Here is a 19,006-nt window from a genome sequence, read left to right on the forward strand (position 1 = left end):
CGCTTTGCCATACTCCCATGCCCCCGGCGACTGTGATAACATCCGGCGGTTTCCAAGGCGGCCCGGCAGGGCGGTCTTCACTACGCAGATCCAAGGCTTAACTCGTTGATTTGTCGTAAGTCGTTGCGGGGGAGGCCCTCCGCGGCGGCGAGCTTCGTTCGTCCCATATGGATGTGACGAAGTTTCACCAGAAAAAGGAATCAGGCTTCTCATGGGCGAACTGGCCAAAGAAATCCTCCCGGTCAATATCGAAGACGAACTGAGACAGTCCTATCTCGACTACGCGATGAGCGTCATTGTCGGGCGTGCACTGCCCGATGCGCGTGATGGCTTGAAGCCCGTGCATCGCCGCGTTCTGTATGCGATGAGTGAACTGGGTAACGACTGGAACAAACCGTACAAGAAATCCGCCCGTGTGGTCGGTGACGTCATCGGTAAGTACCACCCCCACGGTGACACCGCCGTGTACGACACCATCGTGCGCATGGCCCAGCCTTTCTCCCTCCGTTACCTGCTGGTCGACGGCCAGGGCAACTTCGGTTCGGTCGACGGCGACAACGCTGCGGCGATGCGATACACCGAAGTGCGCATGGCCAAGCTGGCCCACGAGCTGCTGGCCGACCTGCACAAGGAAACCGTGGACTGGGTGCCCAACTACGACGGCACCGAGCAGATCCCGGCGGTCATGCCGACCCGTATTCCCAACCTGCTGGTCAACGGCTCCAGCGGCATCGCCGTGGGTATGGCGACCAACATCCCGCCGCACAACCTCGGTGAAGTCATCGACGGTTGCCTGGCGCTGATCGACAACCCGGAAATCTCCATCGACGAACTGATGCAGTTCATCCCGGGTCCGGACTTCCCGACTGCAGGCCTGATCAACGGTCGCCAGGGCATCATCGAGGCCTATCGCACCGGTCGCGGCCGCATCTACATGCGCGCCCGCTCCACCGTCGAGGACATCGACAAGGTCGGCGGTCGCCAGCAGATCGTGGTCACCGAGCTGCCGTACCAGCTGAACAAGGCACGCCTGATCGAGAAGATCGCCGAGCTGGTCAAGGAGAAGAAGCTCGAAGGCATCACCGAACTGCGCGACGAGTCCGACAAGGACGGCATGCGCGTGGTCATCGAGCTGCGTCGTGGCGAAGTGCCGGAAGTGGTGCTCAACAACCTTTACGCCCAGACCCAGCTGCAAAGCGTGTTCGGCATCAACATCGTCGCCCTGATCGACGGCCGTCCGCGCCTGCTCAACCTCAAGGACCTGCTCGAAGCCTTCGTGCGTCACCGCCGCGAAGTGGTGACCCGGCGCACCGTGTTCGAGCTGCGCAAGGCCCGCGAGCGTGGTCACATCCTCGAAGGCCAGGCGGTCGCGCTGTCCAACATCGACCCGGTCATCGCCCTGATCAAGGCTTCGCCTACGCCATCCGAGGCCAAGGAAGCGCTGGTCAGCACGCCGTGGGAATCCAGTGCCGTGCAGGTAATGGTCGAGCGCGCCGGCGCCGACTCCTGCCGTCCGGAAAACCTCGACGAGCAATACGGCCTGCGTGACGGCAAGTACTACCTGTCGCCGGAACAGGCCCAGGCCATCCTCGACCTGCGCCTGCACCGCCTGACCGGCCTGGAGCACGAGAAGCTGCTGGCCGAGTACCAGGAGATCCTCAACCAGATCGGCGAGCTGATCCGTATCCTCAGCAGTGCCGAGCGCCTGATGGAAGTGATCCGCGAGGAACTGGAACTGATCCGCGCCGAATACGGCGACGCGCGCCGCACCGAGATCATCGATGCGCGCCTGGACCTGACCCTCGGCGACATGATCCCCGAGGAAGAGCGTGTCGTGACCATCTCTCATGGTGGCTACGCCAAGACCCAGCCGCTGTCGGCCTACCAGGCCCAGCGCCGCGGTGGCAAGGGCAAGTCGGCCACCGGCGTGAAGGACGAGGACTACATTTCTCACCTGCTGGTCGCCAACAGTCACGCCACCCTCCTGCTGTTCTCCAGCAAGGGCAAGGTGTACTGGCTCAAGACCTACGAGATTCCCGAGGCTTCCCGTGCCGCCCGTGGCCGTCCGCTGGTCAACCTGTTGCCGCTGGAAGAGGGCGAGTACATCACCACGATGCTGCAGATCGACCTCGAGGCACTGCAGCAGAGCATCGGCGCCGATGACGAGCTGGACGATGCCGAAGAGGGCGTGATCGAAGGCGAGATCGTCGAGGCCGAGGAAATCGACGAGGAAGACGGCGATACGCCTGAGCTGGTGGCCGAGCCGACCGGTGCCTATATCTTCATGGCCACTGCTTCCGGTACCGTCAAGAAAACCCCGCTGGCGCAGTTCGCCCGTCCTCGTTCCAGTGGCCTGATCGCCCTGAAGCTGAAGGAAGGCGACACCTTGATCGCGGCGGCCATCACCGATGGCGCCAAGGAAGTCATGCTGTTCTCCGATGCTGGCAAGGTGATTCGCTTCGCCGAAAGCGTCGTTCGCCAGATGGGCCGTGGTGCCCGCGGTGTGCGCGGCATGCGCCTGGGCAAGGAACAGCAACTGATCTCCATGCTGATCCCCGAGTCGGGTGCGCAGATCCTCACCGCGTCCGAGCGCGGCTTCGGCAAGCGCACGCCGCTGAGCAAGTTCCCGCGGCGCGGTCGTGGTGGCCAGGGTGTCATCGCCATGGGCACCAAGGGGCGCAACGGCAAGCTGATCGGCGCCATCCAGGTTCAGGAAGGCGAGGAAATCATGCTGATCTCCGACCAGGGCACGCTGGTGCGCACCCGGGTCGGCGAAGTGTCCAGCCTGGGCCGCAATACCCAGGGCGTCACCCTGATCAAGCTCGCCAACGACGAGACCCTGGTGGGCGTCGAGCGGGTCCAGGAGCCGTCCGAGGAAGCCGATGACGAGTTCATCGACGACGTTGCCGAAGGCGAGGCCGTGGCGACGACGGTCACTCCGGCAGACGATGCGCAAGCCGATGAAGAGGCTTCGCAGGAGTAAGCAGCGCAACAACCCGAGCGGGGCGGCCAAGGTCGCCCCGCTGATCTTAAGAGCAGAGCGAGAGTGGATGTGAGCAAACGAGCCTTTAACTTCTGCGCAGGCCCCGCCGCGCTCCCCGACGCTGTCCTGCAGCGCGCCCAGGCCGAAATGCTGGACTGGAACGGCAAAGGCCTTTCCGTCATGGAAATGAGCCACCGTAGCGACGACTACGTGGCCATCGCCGCCAAGGCCGAGCAGGACCTGCGCGACCTGCTGTCCATCCCCTCCAACTACAAGGTGCTGTTCCTGCAGGGCGGCGCGAGCCAGCAGTTCGCCGAGATCCCGCTGAACCTGCTGCCCGAGAGCGGCACCGCCGACTATGTCGAGACCGGCATCTGGTCGAAAAAGGCCATCGAGGAAGCGCGTCGCTTCGGCAACGTCAATGTCGCCGCTTCGGCCAAGCCTTACGACTACCTCGCCATCCCCGGCCAGAACGAGTGGAAGCTGACCCAGGGTGCCGCCTACGTGCACTACGCCTCCAACGAAACCATCGGCGGCCTGCAGTTCGACTGGGTTCCGGAAACCGGTGACGTTCCGCTGGTGGTCGACATGTCCTCGGACATCCTCTCGCGCCCCATCGATGTCTCGCAGTACGGCCTGATCTACGCTGGCGCGCAGAAGAACATCGGTCCCAGCGGCCTGGTGGTGGTGATCGTTCGCGAAGACCTGCTGGGCCGTGCCCGCAGCGCCTGCCCGACCATGCTCGACTACAAGATCGCCGCCGACAACGGTTCGATGTACAACACCCCGGCCACCTATTCCTGGTATCTCTCCGGCCTGGTGTTCGAGTGGCTGAAGGAGCAGGGTGGCGTCGCCGCCATGGAGCAGCGCAACCGGGCGAAGAAAGAGCGCCTGTACGGCTTCATCGACAAGAGCGATTTCTACTCCAATCCGATCAGCGTCAACGCCCGTTCGTGGATGAACGTGCCGTTCCGCCTGGCTGACGAACGCCTGGACAAGGCCTTCCTTGCCGGTGCCGATGCTCGCGGCTTGCTCAACCTCAAGGGTCACCGTTCGGTGGGCGGCATGCGTGCCTCGATCTACAACGCTCTGGGTCTGGAAGCCGTCGAGGCGCTGGTGGCCTACATGGCTGAATTCGAGAAGGAACATTCCTGATGTCGGAACAGGAACTCAAGGCCCTGCGGGTACGCATCGACAGCCTCGACGAGAAGATCCTCGAGCTGATCAGCGACCGTGCCCGCTGTGCCCAGGAAGTCGCCCGGGTGAAGATGGGTTCGCTGGCGGAAGGCGAGGTCCCGGTGTTCTATCGGCCCGAGCGTGAAGCGCAGGTGCTCAAGCGGGTCATGCAGCGTAACCAGGGGCCCCTGGGCAACGAGGAAATGGCCCGGCTGTTCCGCGAGATCATGTCCTCCTGCCTGGCGCTGGAGCAGCCGCTGAAGGTTGCCTACCTCGGTCCCGAGGGCACCTTCACCCAGGCCGCGGCCATGAAGCACTTCGGCCATGCAGTGATCAGCAAGCCGATGGCGGCGATCGACGAAGTCTTCCGCGAAGTGGCCGCCGGTGCGGTCAACTTCGGCGTGGTGCCCGTGGAAAACTCCACCGAAGGTGCGGTCAACCACACCCTGGACAGCTTCCTCGAACACGACATGGTCATCTGTGGCGAAGTCGAGCTGCGTATCCACCACCACTTGCTGGTGGGCGAGAACACCAAGACCGACAGCATCAGCCGCATCTACTCCCATGCCCAGTCCCTGGCCCAGTGCCGCAAGTGGCTGGACGCGCACTACCCGAACGTCGAGCGCGTGGCGGTATCGAGCAACGCCGAGGCTGCCAAGCGGGTCAAGGGCGAGTGGAACTCCGCCGCCATCGCCGGTGACATGGCGGCCGGCCTTTACGGTCTGACGCGCCTGGCCGAGAAGATCGAGGACCGTCCGGACAACTCCACCCGGTTCCTGATGATCGGCAACCAGGAAGTCCCGCCGACCGGCGACGACAAGACGTCCATCATCGTCTCCATGAGCAACAAGCCGGGCGCGCTGCACGAGTTGCTGGTGCCGTTCCACGAGAACGGTATCGACCTGACGCGCATCGAGACCCGCCCGTCGCGCAGTGGCAAGTGGACCTACGTGTTCTTCATCGACTTCGTCGGCCACCATCGCGATCCGCTGATCAAGGCCGTGCTGGAGAAGATCAGCCAGGAAGCGGTTGCCCTGAAAGTGCTGGGTTCCTACCCGAAAGCGGTGCTTTGAGGCGATGGGTGATGTTTTGAACAGGGTCCTGCTCCGTGATTGAAGTTGAAACGCAAAAGAGCGGGCCTGTGATCGGCCGGCTGGTGGTCGTGGGCCTTGGCCTGATTGGCGGCTCTTTCGCCAAGGGTGTGCGTGAAAGCGGCCTGTGCCGTGAGGTGGTTGGTGTCGACCTCGATCCGCAGTCGCGCAAGCTGGCAGTCGAGCTGGGCGTGGTCGACCGCTGCGAGGAGGATCTTGAAGCCGCCTGTGTCGGTGCCGACGTCATCCAGTTGGCGGTGCCGATCCTGGCCATGGAAAAGCTGCTGGCTCGCCTGGCCGGAATGAACCTCGGCCAGGCCGTGCTGACGGACGTCGGCAGCGCCAAGGGCAATGTCGTGCGCGCGGCGCGGGCAGCCATGGCGGGGCGGCTGGGGCTGTTCGTTCCGGGGCACCCGATCGCCGGCTCCGAGCAGAGCGGGGTGGAAGCCTCCAATGCCGCGCTGTTCCGCCGGCACAAGGTGATCCTCACGCCGCTGGCGGAAACCGATCCCGCGGCGCTCGCGCTGGTTGACCGGCTGTGGTGCGCGCTGGAAGCGGATGTCGAGCACATGCAGGTCGAGCGCCACGACGAAGTCCTCGCTGCTACCAGTCATCTGCCGCACTTGCTGGCCTTCGGCCTGGTCGATTCCCTGGCCAAGCGCAATGAAAACCTGGATATCTTCCGTTACGCTGCGGGCGGATTCCGCGATTTCACGAGAATCGCGGGAAGCGACCCGGTCATGTGGCACGACATCTTCCTCGCCAATCGCGAGGCTGTCCTGCGCACGCTGGATACATTTCGCAGCGACCTCGACGCCTTGCGCGACGCGGTCGATGCAGGGGACGGGCATCAGCTGCTGGGCGTGTTCACCCGCGCCCGCGTGGCCCGCGAGCATTTCAGTAAAATCCTGGCCCGCCGGGCCTATGTGGACGCTATGAACTCCAACGACCTGATTTTCCTGGCACAACCTGGTGGCCGTCTGTCCGGGCGCATTCGCGTTCCTGGCGACAAGTCGATTTCCCACCGTTCGATCATGCTTGGCTCCCTGGCCGAGGGCACTACCGAAGTCGAAGGCTTCCTCGAAGGCGAGGATGCCCTTGCGACCCTGCAGGCCTTCCGCGACATGGGCGTGGTGATCGAAGGTCCGCACCACGGTCGCGTGACGATTCACGGCGTGGGCCTCAATGGTCTGAAGCCGCCGCCAGGCCCGATCTACCTGGGCAACTCCGGTACCTCGATGCGCCTGCTGTCCGGCCTGCTGGCTGCGCAGGACTTCGATACCGTGCTGACCGGCGATGCCTCGCTGTCCAAGCGTCCGATGAACCGTGTCGCCAACCCGCTGCGTGAAATGGGGGCGGTGATCGAGACCGGTGAGCAAGGTCGTCCTCCCCTCACCATCCGTGGTGGCCACAAGCTGAAGGCGCTGACCTATACGCTGCCGATGGCGAGTGCCCAGGTGAAATCCTGCCTGCTCCTCGCCGGCCTGTATGCCGAAGGTCAGACCGTCGTCACCGAGCCTGCTCCGACCCGCGATCACACCGAGCGCATGCTGCGTGGCTTCGGCTACGACGTGCAGGTCGACGGCCCGACCGCCTCGCTGAAGTCCGGTGGCAAACTGGCTGCGACCCATATCGAAGTGCCCGCGGACATTTCCTCGGCGGCGTTCTTCCTGGTGGCAGCGTCGATTGCCGAAGGCTCCGAGCTGCTGCTGGAGCACGTGGGCATCAACCCGACCCGTACTGGCGTGATCGACATCCTGCGCCTGATGGGTGGTGACATCACCCTGGAGAATCAGCGTGAAGTCGGCGGCGAGCCGGTGGCTGACCTGCTTGTGCGTGGCGCGAAGCTGAAAGGTATCGAGATCCCAGAGCACCTGGTGCCGCTGGCCATCGATGAATTCCCCGTGCTGTTCGTTGCTGCCGCCTGCGCCGAAGGGCGTACCGTGCTGCGCGGCGCCGAGGAGCTGCGGGTGAAGGAGTCCGACCGTATCCAGGTCATGGCTGATGGCCTGCTGGCCCTGGGCGTGAAGTGCGAGCCGACCCCGGACGGCATCATCATCGACGGTGGCGAGATCGGCGGTGGCGAAGTCCATGGTCACGGCGACCATCGCATCGCCATGGCCTTCAGCGTTGCGTCGCTGCGCGCTACCGCGCCGATCCGCATCCACGACTGCGCCAACGTCGCCACTTCGTTCCCGAACTTCCTGGCGCTGTGCGCCGAAGTCGGTATCCGCGTCGCCGAAGAGGGCAAATCGTGAACATGCAAGCGCCGGTCATCACCATCGACGGACCGAGTGGCTCGGGCAAGGGCACGGTAGCCGGCCTGCTGGCCCGCCGCCTGGGCTGGAACCTGCTGGATTCCGGCGCCCTGTACCGCTTGCTGGCATTCGCCGCCAGCAACCACGGCGTCGACCTGACCAATGAGGAACTGCTCAAGGCCCTGGCCGCCCATCTGGACGTGCAGTTCCTCGCGGCGGAAGAAGGCCAGCTGCAGCGCATCATTCTGGAAGGCGATGATGTCAGCAATGACATCCGCAACGAGCATGTCGGTGCCGGCGCCTCCCAGGTTGCCGCGCTGCCGGCGGTGCGCGAGGCGCTGCTGCAGCGCCAGCGCGCATTCCGCGAGTCCCCGGGCCTGATCGCCGATGGTCGGGACATGGGTACGGTGGTGTTTCCCGATGCACCGTTGAAGATCTTCCTGACCGCCAGCGCCGAGGAGCGCGCCCGTCGCCGTTACCTCCAGTTGAAGGCAAAGGGCGATGATGTTAGTCTGTCGAGTCTGCTAGATGAGATACGTGCGCGTGATGAGCGCGACACCCAGCGTTCCGTAGCCCCGCTCAAGCCGGCGGCAGACGCGATTCAGCTGGATTCCACGGAGTTGTCCATCGAGCAGGTGCTGGAACGCATTCTGAGCGAAGTCGCGCTGCGCGATATCGCCGGATGACCAGGGAGGCTGCAGGATCACCAGTCAACGTCCTGCAGGCCGACCTTACTTTGAACGAACCCACATTGTCTGGAATGTGGCTGATGGGCGTTTTCTCCGCCCGAATCAACAGGAATTAAAATGAGCGAAAGCTTTGCAGAACTTTTTGAAGAAAGCCTGAAAACCCTCAACCTTCAACCAGGTGCGATCATCACCGGTATCGTTGTCGATATCGACGGTGACTGGGTTACTGTCCACGCTGGTCTGAAATCCGAGGGCGTCATCCCGCTCGAGCAGTTCTACAACGAAGCTGGCGAGCTGACCATCAAGGTCGGTGACGAAGTTCACGTTGCGCTGGACGCGGTGGAAGACGGCTTTGGCGAAACCAAACTGTCCCGTGAAAAAGCCAAGCGCGCCGAGTGCTGGATTGTTCTGGAAGCAGCTTTCGCCGCCGAAGAAGTGGTCAAGGGCGTTATCAACGGTAAGGTTAAGGGCGGCTTCACTGTCGACGTTAACGGTATCCGTGCGTTCCTGCCGGGCTCCCTGGTTGATGTCCGCCCAGTGCGCGACACCACCCACCTGGAAGGCAAAGAGCTGGAATTCAAGGTCATCAAGCTGGACCAGAAGCGCAACAACGTTGTCGTTTCCCGTCGCAGCGTCCTGGAAGCCGAAAACAGCGCCGAGCGCGAAGCTCTGCTGGAATCGCTGCAGGAAGGCCAGCAAGTCAAGGGTATCGTCAAGAACCTCACCGACTACGGCGCATTCGTGGACCTGGGCGGCGTAGACGGCCTGCTGCACATCACCGACATGGCCTGGAAGCGTATCAAGCACCCATCGGAAATCGTCAACGTTGGCGACGAGATCGATGTCAAGGTTCTGAAGTACGATCGCGAGCGCAACCGCGTTTCCCTGGGCCTGAAGCAACTGGGCGAAGACCCATGGGTTGCTATCAAGGCGCGTTACCCAGAAAGCACCCGCGTCATGGCGCGCGTCACCAACCTGACCGACTACGGCTGCTTCGCTGAGCTGGAAGAAGGCGTTGAAGGTCTGGTGCACGTTTCCGAAATGGACTGGACCAACAAGAACATCCACCCGTCGAAAGTCGTTCAGGTTGGCGACGAAGTGGAAGTCATGGTTCTGGACATCGACGAAGAGCGTCGTCGTATTTCCCTGGGCATCAAGCAGTGCAAGTCGAACCCATGGGAAGACTTCTCTGGCCAGTTCAACAAGGGCGACAAGATCTCCGGCACCATCAAGTCGATCACCGACTTCGGTATCTTCATCGGTCTGGACGGCGGCATCGACGGTCTGGTTCACCTGTCCGACATCTCCTGGAACGAAGTCGGCGAAGAAGCCGTACGTCGCTTCAAGAAGGGCGACGAGCTGGAAACCGTCATCCTGTCGGTTGACCCAGAACGCGAGCGCATCTCCCTGGGCATCAAGCAGCTGGAAGACGATCCGTTCTCCAACTACGTTGCTGTCAACGACAAAGGCGCCATCGTCAAGGGTACCGTCAAGGAAGTCGACGCCAAAGGCGCCGTCATCACCCTGGCCGATGATATCGAAGCTACTCTGAAGGCTTCCGAAATCAGCCGTGACCGCGTTGAAGACGCGCGTAACGTCCTGAAGGAAGGCGAAGAGATCGAAGCCAAGATCATCAGCGTTGACCGCAAGTCCCGCGTCATCAACCTCTCCATCAAGTCGAAAGACGTTGAAGAAGAGAAAGAGGCTATCCAGCAAATCGCCAAGGCTCCAGAAGCCGCTGGCGCTACCCTGGGTGACCTGCTGCGCGCGGAAATGGCCAAACAGAACTAAGTTCTGCTTGATCAAAAAAAGGCGACTTCGGTCGCCTTTTTTTATGCCTGAAATTTCATATGGTTAAGCGCAACCCCCGTAGTCACGGGCTTTCCGGCATAAAGTGCCGTCATCTGATTCTGGATTTTTTCTTCAAGTCAATAAGTGCACTGTTCAAATTCACAAAGCCATGCTAAAACCAATGGAGGCAATGACCTAGCTGCTTGATACAGAAGGGAAAAACATGACGAAGTCGGAGCTGATCGAACGTATTGTCACCCATCAGGGGTTGCTCTCATCCAAGGATGTCGAACTGGCCATCAAGACCATGCTTGAGCAGATGTCCCAGTGCTTGGCTACAGGGGATCGTATCGAGATTCGTGGTTTTGGCAGTTTCTCGCTGCACTATCGTGCCCCGCGTGTCGGACGCAACCCCAAGACGGGCCAATCCGTTACGTTGGATGGAAAGTTCGTACCACACTTCAAGCCGGGTAAAGAGTTGCGTGATCGTGTCAATGAAGACGAAGGTCATGTGTGACAGGTGACGGAAGGAGGCTGTTATGCGGAACTTTAGTCGCATTGTTTTAGTCGTATTGTCATTATTGTTGGGTGTGGTCGCTTTTGTTTTTACGTTGGAGAATCAGCAGGGTGTTACGTTGATGTTCGTAGGTTGGTCTCTGCCGGTCCTGCCGATATCTGTTTTGCTTTTGTTGGCTTTTCTACTGGGAGGAGCGGGAGGTGTGTTCTTCCTGAGCGGGTTGCGTCTACTGAGGCAAAGAAGCCTTGCCAAATAGGTTGAAGGGATTCACGTTGGCGATGGGCCTAAAGCTGTACTGGCCTCTGTAGGAAAATTCAGATTTTTCATTGAATTGATACTTCCTTGCGGGTCAGTGGGGTAACCTGTTTGCAAAGCCCATGCATAATAATAAGCAATGCTAACCGGGATAGGATTGAGTTGGATGCAAAATGACGTCAATAAGGTTTTTCTAGAGCAGGACACAAATATCGTAGATGTACTCGGTGTGTTGTGGCGCTCGAAGTTTAGTATATTGGCGTTTACTTTATTTGGGTTGCTGTGTTCCGCGGTGTATTTATTTTTCGATCGTCCTCTCTATGAGGCGCGGGTCTTCGTCCTTCCCCCTACTCAAAATGGAATTGCCGAGTTGAATTTTGGCCGTACGCGAGAGGCTGAGTTGTCTCCGTACAGCGTCAAGGATGTTTATGACGTATTTTTGCGGAACCTCCAGGCTGAGTCTCTCCGGCGCGAATTTTTTAGTCGTTACTATCTCCCTTCTCTTGGCGACTCCGAAAAAAAGGTAACGCTCGATGAGCTGTATTCCGAATTTTCCGAGAACTTGAAAGTCACCAGTGATGCGAAGATTTCTCCCGATGGCTATTCATTGGTTGTTCGGGGGAGGGAGCCTGCCAAGCTAGCTGAGTGGGCTGGCATATACATGCAGAGTGCCGAAGAGGCGGCCAGGAAAGAGGTCGTCAAGAACGCGTCTCGTGAGGCCGAGGTTCGCGCGCGCAATTTGAATCAGCAAATAGTCGCGTTGAGAGAGCGGGGGCAGAAGGCTAGAGAGGATCTTGTTCTTCAGTTGCAGGAGGCTTTGAAAATTGCACAGACGATCGGGCTTGAAAATCCCCCAATACTGTCAGGTGGCCTTGGTGGTGAGGTGTCGGCGAATATGGGGGGGCAGCTGACTTACATGCGCGGTGCGCGTGCCCTGCGTGCTGAAATTGACAATCTGCAACAGCGCCAATCGGACGATCCTTTCATTCCCGAGCTGCGTGCGCTGCAAGTCAAGTACAGTCTTTTCAGAAGTATTGAAATCGTTCCGGAGAATGTGTCCGTATATCGTCTGGATGGTCCTATTGAAACGCCTGATACACCGCTGAAGGTAAGGTTTGGTTTGATTTTAGCTATCGGAGTTTTATTGGGTGGAGTTCTGGGGGTGATATTTGTGTTGGCGCGCTGGCTGCATGTCGCAGTGCGCAGATAGTCTCATGGCGTGAATTTGTCAAGTCTTGAAAAGTAGTCGTTTGGTGTCAAACTGCCAGTGAAACTCGGATGTAACGGGATCCTGAGCATGGATAACAGAGCAAGGATTACTTCTTGCGACCCTGATGTCATCAAAAAATTAATGCTTGGGTGCGTTTGTCCGAACGATCAATTTTTCGAAGGCGGACAGTGCATTGAGCGGCTTTTTTGAGGTACCGGCGAAATCTCCTGGGGACGATCTCGACTTTTGGGCGTTGTTCCAGTCGCTCTGGCGGCAGAGGCTGCTCATCTGCAGTGTCGCTCTGGTCACGGGTGCTTGTGCGGCTGGTTATGCCCTGCTCAGTACTCCCGTATACCAGACCAGCACTATCTTGAGGCCGGCTGCCATAAACGAACTGGACGCCCTCAATCGATCGGAAATCTACAGCCTTCCTCCAGCCACGGCGCTGGCCAAGGTCGCCGCCTCGCTGAGTTCCTACGAGATGCGTTTGAGCTTCTTTCGCAAGAATCAGGAGCTTTTTGCGCAATACATAGCTCCAGCCCAGTCGCTTGAGCAAAACTTCGATGAGTTCAACAGAAATGCCATTGCGTTGGATACTCCAGAACCTAGCAAGGACTCCGGAGATTTCGGGCGTTCTGTGATTTTGACCCTGGATTATCCCAAGGGTGTAGATGGCGCGCTTATTCTCAATAAGTTCATTGACTATGTGGTCGATATGGAGCGCGAGCATATTTCTGGTGAAATGAATGTACTCATCAGAAACAGGTTGTCGGAAATCGACGGGAAGATCAACTCGGCGCGTGCCAGCTATCAATTGGATAAGGAGGCAAAGATTGCGTCCTTGACCGAAGCAGACAGCTTAAAGAAGGCTAAGCTTCAAGATGAGCTGAATGCGTTGAGGCTGCAGTTGAGGATGCTGCGTGCCGATCGGGTTGCGCTGCTGAACGAGGCAATCAGCATTGCCCGTAGCCTGGGAATCAACAGACCTACTACCCAGTCTTCGATTGCCGTAGAGAATGCGCCACAGGGTGGGAATGTCATCAGAACAGAGGTCAATAACCAGCAGACGCCTCTGTATTTCATGGGGACCGACGCACTGGAAGCAGAGTTGAATACACTGCGCACGCGTAAGTCCGATGATTTTGTGACCGCGAGAATTTCCGAGATCGCGAAAGAGCTACAACTGCTCCAGGTCAATCGCGAGGTCGAAGTGCTGAAGAAGCGCTTGAATGAAGATCTCTTCCTCGACAACGTTCAACCTTTGCGGGCCGAGGCTGCTCGTTTGAGAAGCTTGGGTACGGACTTCAGCTCAGTGCAGCTGGTCTCGGTTGACCAACGAGCGCTGTCGTCGGAAAAGCCGGTAAAACCAAGGCGTGTCCTTATCGTTCTGGTGGGGCTGATTGTCGGTTTGGGGTTGGGTTTCCTGATGGCATTTTCCCGTTATTGTCTCCAGTCCATGCGGGATCGTTCGCTGCGGCTATCCAATACCCATGTTCTTGAAGCCCAGGATCCGGCTCTTCGTCAGGCCGGAGCGATTAGGATCGAATGAGAAGGTAGGCGCAGAGCTGCTTGTGTTTTTACCATGCGCTTGAGGTGATACATACGTATAATCTTCGCACTCTCCAAGTGCGCGGACTTGGGTGCTTGAGCAGCTACTCACTGAAATCGGAAAATTTATGGCGATATGGCATCATTTTCGGTTCCGACATCGAGAATATTTCGATGTATGGAGTCGTCGCCAGATCCCGGGTCTGGCAGCACGAGATCTCGTTATTTTTTTGGTTTTGAAATGATTATCAAGTAAGGGTTTCAAGGAATGGAAAGCAGGGGCGGGAAAGTGAGTCTGATCAATCTTGTTGAGGTTCAGACTCTTGGCGACGAGCGCGGTCATCTGAGTGTTCTGGAGGCAAACAGGAATATTCCATTCGACATCCGTCGTGTCTATTACCTCACCGCTACACAGCAGGGTGTCGCACGAGGCTTCCATGCTCATAAGGAGTTGGAGCAGATGGCAGTCTGCGTAGCCGGAAGCTGCCGTATGATCATGGACGATGGCCGCCACCGGGAGGAGATTGATCTGGATTCTCCAGCCAAGGTTCTTCATGTCGGCAAGATGATCTGGCATGAAATGCACGACTTCAGCGAGGACTGTGTCCTGCTCGTTCTGGCTAACGACTATTACGACGAGAGCGATTATATTCGTGACTATGGCCAATTTTTGCAGGCTGTTGCCAGTGTCTGACCCTCTCAATACTGCTTTTTCCAAATACACATGAGCCAATTATACCGAGCAATCAAGATGGTATTGCTCTGTTCAGGGCCTGGGCTCTGCAAGCCCGGAAAATTTATCAGGATGGTATCCCATGGTTGAATTCCTTGATTTGAAGTCGATTAACAAACTTGATCGAGAGGAAATGATCGAAGCTTGTACGCGCGTGATCGATTCGGGTTGGTACATTGCCGGTAAAGAGCTCGCCAGTTTCGAGCGCGACTTCGCTGATTATTGCGGGACGGAGTTCTGCATTGGAGTTGCCAACGGCCTTGACGCACTGATTCTGACGCTACAGGCCTGGAAGCAACTCGGCCTGCTGGTGGATGGCGATGAAGTGATCGTGCCAGCGAATACCTACATTGCTAGTATCTTGGCGATCAGTCAGAACGCTCTTGTTCCTGTACTGGTAGAGCCGGACGAATCGACGTTCAACCTCTGCCCAATTGCAGCTGAAGCTGCAGTTACCGACAGAACTCGTGTGATCCTGGCCGTCCATTTGTACGGCCAGTTGGCTGATATGCCAGCGCTGAGCGAGTTGGCTAGGCGCAAAAAACTCTTGCTTTTGGAAGACTCAGCTCAATCCCATGGAGCAGCTTTCAATGGACGTCGTGCGGGTAGTTGGGGTGATGCCTCCGGCTTCAGTTTCTACCCTGGCAAGAACCTAGGCGCTCTCGGAGATGCGGGGGCGATCACTACTAATGATGCTAAGCTCGCCGAGACGCTGCGGGCGTTACGAAATTACGGTTCTCACGAAAAGTACAAGAATCTTTTCAAAGGTGTCAATAGCCGTCTCGATGAACTTCAAGCTGCGGTGCTAAGTGTCAAGCTGAAGGGGCTGGATCAGCAAACTCAACGTCGCCGCGAAATAGCGGAGCTTTATCTGCGCGGCATCAACAACCCGTTGCTTACGCTGCCGTGCCAGGATGTGGTTAACGTGCTGGATTTTCAGGCTCACTCTTGGCACTTGTTCGTGATTCGTAGTTCGCACCGGGAAGCATTGCAGAAACATCTGTTGGATAATGGTGTACAAACGCTGATCCACTATCCCATCCCCCCGCACAAGCAGCAGGCTTATGTCGAATGGAACAAGCTGTCTTTCCCGCTAACCGAACGCCTTCACCAAGAAGTTCTGAGCTTGCCAATGGGGCCGACGTTGAGCAATGAAGAGGCTGACCGTGTTGTGTTAGCCTGTAACAGCTTCAGTGTGGCAAGTAGTCAATGACTTTTTTGAAGACAAGCTTGCTGAACGGTATAGCTGTTCTAGTTAAGCTTCTTACTTTGTTAGGGATTAACAAAATATTAGCGGTGTACGTAGGGCCCGCTGGATATGCCGCCTTGGGGCAGTTCCAGAATGCGGTACAAATGATTACTACATTTGGTTCCGGCGCTATTAATACTGGCGTGACTAAATACACGGCTGAATATGATGGTGATGTAAAGAAGCAGCACCGAGTATGGGCGACCGCAGGTACCATCGTGTGCGCCAGTTCTATTTCTGTTGCTTTGCTGATCGCTCTCTTCAACCAGCCATTGGCTGGTTGGTTTCTAAAGGATGAAACTTATGGCAGCGTATTCATCTGGTTCGCCGCGTCCCTTATCTTTTTTACCCTCAATGCCATGTTGCTGGCTATCCTGAATGGTAAAAAAGATATTCCAAGGTATGTATTGGCTAATATTGCAGGAAGTGTCTTTGCCTTGGTAGTCACAGCCGTAATGACGGTGATAATGGGCTTGTATGGTGCTTTAGTTTCCTTGGCGATATATCAGTCACTTGCTTTTTTTGTGACCTTGTTCATTTGTTTCAATGCGCCCTGGTTCAGCATCCCTGCCATAATTGGGCGTGTGGACAAAAGCACGGCGCTGAATCTAGGGAAGTTTACGTTGATGGCCTTGGTGTCGGCGATTAGTGTCCCTCTCACGCAGATCTTCGTACGTAACCACTTGGGTGAGCACCATGGTTGGGTGGCTGCTGGGTACTGGGAGGCAAGTTGGCGGTTAAGCTCGGCATATCTGATGCTGTTAACTACAACGCTGAGTGTCTACTTTCTGCCGCGATTCTCTGAAATAGAATCTGCAGCGGAACTAAAGGCAGAGGTCTTGCGAGGCTATAGGTTTATTTTTCCGGCGGTGGTCGTATTCGGAGTGATACTTTATGCCTTGCGAGACTGGGTGGTTTTTATTTTATTCAGTTCAGAATTCTATGAGATGCGTGATTTGTTTTTCTGGCAGATCATAGGTGATACTCTCAAGGTCCTAAGTTGGATCTTGGCTTATGTAATGACAGCGCGTGCGCTGTGGAAGCCTTATATCTTTGGTGAGATACTATTTGCTGTGCTTTTTTATGGGCTGGTTGTCTTATTCGATAAGTATGGTGCGGTGGGTGCAACCATAGCGCATGCGGTGAATTACTTTCTGTATTTTGTTTTTGTTTTTTTTGTTTTGAAAAGGCATAAGGTGTTTCCATAGCGAGATGCAATAGCTTTAATTTACCTGGGCAGATGTTGGTTGGCGAGGGGCGCAGGGGAAGGATTCTAAAGGCTCTCGCTTCAAGGAGTAAAGATACGTGAAAATATTACTCATCGGTGAGTACAGTGGCTTGCATAAGGAATTGAAAGGGGCGCTGAAGGCCTGGGGGCATGATGTAACGTTGGCAGCCGCAAGTGATTTTTGGAAAAAATTTGATGCTGATATTAATTTGGGTTACGGCTCGAATATCTACACCTACAAGGCGCGTCAGTTAGTACTCCCACTCTTGAAAATGAAGGATTTCAAGGGGTATGATGTCGTTCATTTGATTAATTTTTATACATTCCCTCGCCTTCCATATTTGAACCTTTTGTTTTTCAGGTTTTTGAAGCGCCATAATAAGGTAGTTACTCTTTCAGGGTCCGGAGATGATCCGTTTTTTGTAAAGTATTCTGAAAAGACTATGCGGTACAGTCCCATACCTTGGCACGAAAAATACGATCGTAATGAGCCCTATTATATGCGTGGCAAGCAACACCTGAAGGCAATGCATTCCTGTATGGAATGTGTGGATGGTGTTATTCCGATCATGTATGAGTACTATTCCACCTTTTGTGCTGCAGGTTATAGCCATAAGGTATGTCAACCTATTCCTATTCCGATTTCTATTGATAGTATCCCTTACACTGAAAATCGCGAATCCAACGGCAAATTGGTTCTATTCCACGGATTGAATCGCAGAGGGTTCAAGGGCACATTTTTGATTGAAAAAGCATTCGATTATCTTCAAGAAAAATATCCCAACGATGTTGAGTGCCTCATAAAGGGGCATATGCCATTCGGTAAATATATGGAGTTATTGTCTAGGGTCAACATTTCTGTAGACCAGGTTTTTTCTTATAGCCTGGCTATGAACGCATTGTATTCTATGGCTCAAGGCAAGGTCGTCGCGGGTGGCGCAGAACCAGAGTCTGCAATTCTCTATGGTGGCGAGTTGCCGCCTGTCTACAATCTGCCTGCGGATCAACAAGGATTGAACCAGGCCTTGGAACGGATTCTGGATGAGCGTCAAGATATCGCCGAGCGATCTTTTGCGTCCCGGGAGTTTGTAGTGAAGCATCATTCGCCGGTAAAAGTGGCGGAGGCTTACGTAAATTACTGGGGTGGCCTCTTGTGATTTATATTTTGTTCTTTGCGATAATCGTGTTTCTGAAAATCGTGTTTTTTGCCGTCTACGTGTTCAAACCTAATAGTTTTTTTTTAGGTGGTAATGATGCTGATTATTACGACTCCTATGCGCGAGGAACAAATTATCCTACCTCAAGTATCTGGCCGGACTTCTTGCGACTGCTCAACGAGTTGGGTGTATACTCTCGTGAAGGTGTCAGTTTTTTTCTGATGATTTTAGGGGTTGTTGCCATTCCGCTTTTGGTTGGAAGGCTTTCGATGGTGCGTGGCCCCGTCTTGAATGGCCGTGTGTGCCTGATGATGGTAATAGTGGTTAGCTTCTATCCTACCTTGTTCTATTACACATTAGATATCTATCGTGATGTTTTAATGTTGTTCCTCTTCTTGGTTGGTTTGGTCTGGGTCAAGTCTTTCATTGGGGCTTCTTCTTTTCATGGTTCTTTGGGAAGTGGCTTGATGGTTTTGTTAGTTGGTGGTGTGCTTTTCCTATTTCGTGGCTACCTTGGTTTTGCGTTTATATTTTCTTTCCTTGTTTTTCGGCTTGTCAGGTTTTCCCGGTTTTCGGTGTTAGGGTACGTAGTGCCTTTGCTGATAATTTTGAATTTGCTGTTTGCTGTCGGCTTTCTGAAGCCGTTGTTGAGCTATAGGAACTTGTTCAATGATGTCCAGAGCGCTACCAACCTTGGTATCCAATTCGACTCTGTTTATAAATTTATCCCTGACTTGATGAATAGCCTGTTTTCTCAACTGTTTGGCTTCTTTTATCCAAACCTGAGTGCTGTGATTGCATTCGTTCTGGAGAGTGTTCCGTTTTGCTTCGCATTTGTCTATCTTGTGCGAAACCGAAAATTTTCAACTAGTTTTGTTGACTATGTCGTCGTTTTCTCCGTTGTCTACTCGACTGTTTGGGTTTTAGGGAATGATAACCTTGGAACAGCCATGCGACTTAGAATGTATAGCTATGTTGGTGTCTTGATAGCATGCGCCATAATTTATCAGCGAAAGTCTTTTTTTCTCAAGTTTTTAGCAGGTAAAGCGGTTCTTGCAAAAGGAATCTAGCATTGTTTTTTCGCGGTTGGGATTGGTTCGCCTGTTTAACGGTTTGATGGT

14 protein-coding genes are annotated in these 19,006 nt (G+C 55.8%); all 14 read left to right on the top strand.

The window, feature by feature from the left end; all coding sequences use genetic code 11:
- Positions 1 to 211 precede the first annotated feature (211 nt).
- Positions 212 to 2,983 carry a DNA gyrase subunit A gene (gyrA, locus tag V0R59_RS12565; protein ID WP_330077386.1) on the top strand — a complete coding sequence of 924 codons (2,772 nt, stop codon included), beginning with the start codon at positions 212 to 214 and terminating at the stop codon, positions 2,981 to 2,983.
- A 69-nt stretch (positions 2,984 to 3,052) separates the two neighbouring features.
- A complete protein-coding gene (gene serC, locus V0R59_RS12570; protein WP_330077387.1) occupies positions 3,053 to 4,138 on the top strand; it encodes a 3-phosphoserine/phosphohydroxythreonine transaminase in 1,086 nt (361 codons plus the stop codon).
- Complete coding sequence (gene pheA / locus V0R59_RS12575) at positions 4,138 to 5,232, top strand: prephenate dehydratase (protein ID WP_330077388.1); 1,095 nt, start codon at positions 4,138 to 4,140, stop codon at positions 5,230 to 5,232. The genes serC and pheA overlap by 1 nt, the downstream gene beginning before the upstream one ends.
- A 35-nt stretch (positions 5,233 to 5,267) precedes the next feature.
- The gene (locus V0R59_RS12580) at positions 5,268 to 7,508 is read left to right on the top strand and encodes a bifunctional prephenate dehydrogenase/3-phosphoshikimate 1-carboxyvinyltransferase (protein WP_330077389.1); all 2,241 of its coding nucleotides are present in this window, start codon (positions 5,268 to 5,270) and stop codon (positions 7,506 to 7,508) included.
- A 2-nt stretch (positions 7,509 to 7,510) separates the two neighbouring features.
- Complete coding sequence (cmk, locus tag V0R59_RS12585; protein WP_375547411.1) at positions 7,511 to 8,194, top strand: (d)CMP kinase; 684 nt, start codon at positions 7,511 to 7,513, stop codon at positions 8,192 to 8,194.
- A 120-nt stretch (positions 8,195 to 8,314) separates the two neighbouring features.
- Entirely contained in the window at positions 8,315 to 9,988 is a 1,674-nt protein-coding gene (gene rpsA / locus V0R59_RS12590; protein ID WP_042122503.1) for a 30S ribosomal protein S1, read from the top strand.
- A 223-nt stretch (positions 9,989 to 10,211) separates the two neighbouring features.
- Complete coding sequence (gene ihfB / locus V0R59_RS12595; RefSeq protein ID WP_330077391.1) at positions 10,212 to 10,505, top strand: integration host factor subunit beta; 294 nt, start codon at positions 10,212 to 10,214, stop codon at positions 10,503 to 10,505.
- Between the two features lie 421 nt (positions 10,506 to 10,926).
- Positions 10,927 to 11,970 carry an LPS O-antigen chain length determinant protein WzzB gene (locus V0R59_RS12600; RefSeq protein ID WP_330077392.1) on the top strand — a complete coding sequence of 348 codons (1,044 nt, stop codon included), beginning with the start codon at positions 10,927 to 10,929 and terminating at the stop codon, positions 11,968 to 11,970.
- Positions 11,971 to 12,115: 145 nt separating this feature from the next.
- Positions 12,116 to 13,519 carry a Wzz/FepE/Etk N-terminal domain-containing protein gene (locus V0R59_RS12605; RefSeq protein WP_330077393.1) on the top strand — a complete coding sequence of 468 codons (1,404 nt, stop codon included), beginning with the start codon at positions 12,116 to 12,118 and terminating at the stop codon, positions 13,517 to 13,519.
- Positions 13,520 to 13,807: 288 nt separating this feature from the next.
- Positions 13,808 to 14,212, top strand: coding sequence for a sugar 3,4-ketoisomerase (locus V0R59_RS12610; protein WP_330077394.1), 405 nt, complete (start codon positions 13,808 to 13,810; stop codon positions 14,210 to 14,212).
- Positions 14,213 to 14,333: 121 nt separating this feature from the next.
- Positions 14,334 to 15,464: a DegT/DnrJ/EryC1/StrS family aminotransferase gene (locus V0R59_RS12615; protein ID WP_330077395.1), complete on the top strand. Its 1,131-nt coding sequence runs from the start codon at positions 14,334 to 14,336 to the stop codon at positions 15,462 to 15,464.
- Positions 15,461 to 16,708: an O-antigen translocase gene (locus V0R59_RS12620; protein WP_330077396.1), complete on the top strand. Its 1,248-nt coding sequence runs from the start codon at positions 15,461 to 15,463 to the stop codon at positions 16,706 to 16,708. Before V0R59_RS12615 ends, V0R59_RS12620 begins: the two co-directional genes overlap by 4 nt.
- A gap of 97 nt (positions 16,709 to 16,805) precedes the next feature.
- Positions 16,806 to 17,885 (top strand): glycosyltransferase family protein, encoded by a 1,080-nt coding sequence (locus V0R59_RS12625; RefSeq protein ID WP_330077397.1) that lies wholly within the window; start codon positions 16,806 to 16,808, stop codon positions 17,883 to 17,885.
- A 26-nt stretch (positions 17,886 to 17,911) separates the two neighbouring features.
- On the top strand, positions 17,912 to 18,955 hold the full coding sequence (locus tag V0R59_RS12630; RefSeq protein ID WP_330077398.1) for a hypothetical protein: 1,044 nt from the start codon (positions 17,912 to 17,914) through the stop codon (positions 18,953 to 18,955).
- Positions 18,956 to 19,006: the final 51 nt, after the last annotated feature.

The organism is Pseudomonas ulcerans (assembly GCF_036324125.1).
GTDB classification, from domain to species: domain Bacteria; phylum Pseudomonadota; class Gammaproteobacteria; order Pseudomonadales; family Pseudomonadaceae; genus Aquipseudomonas; species Aquipseudomonas ulcerans.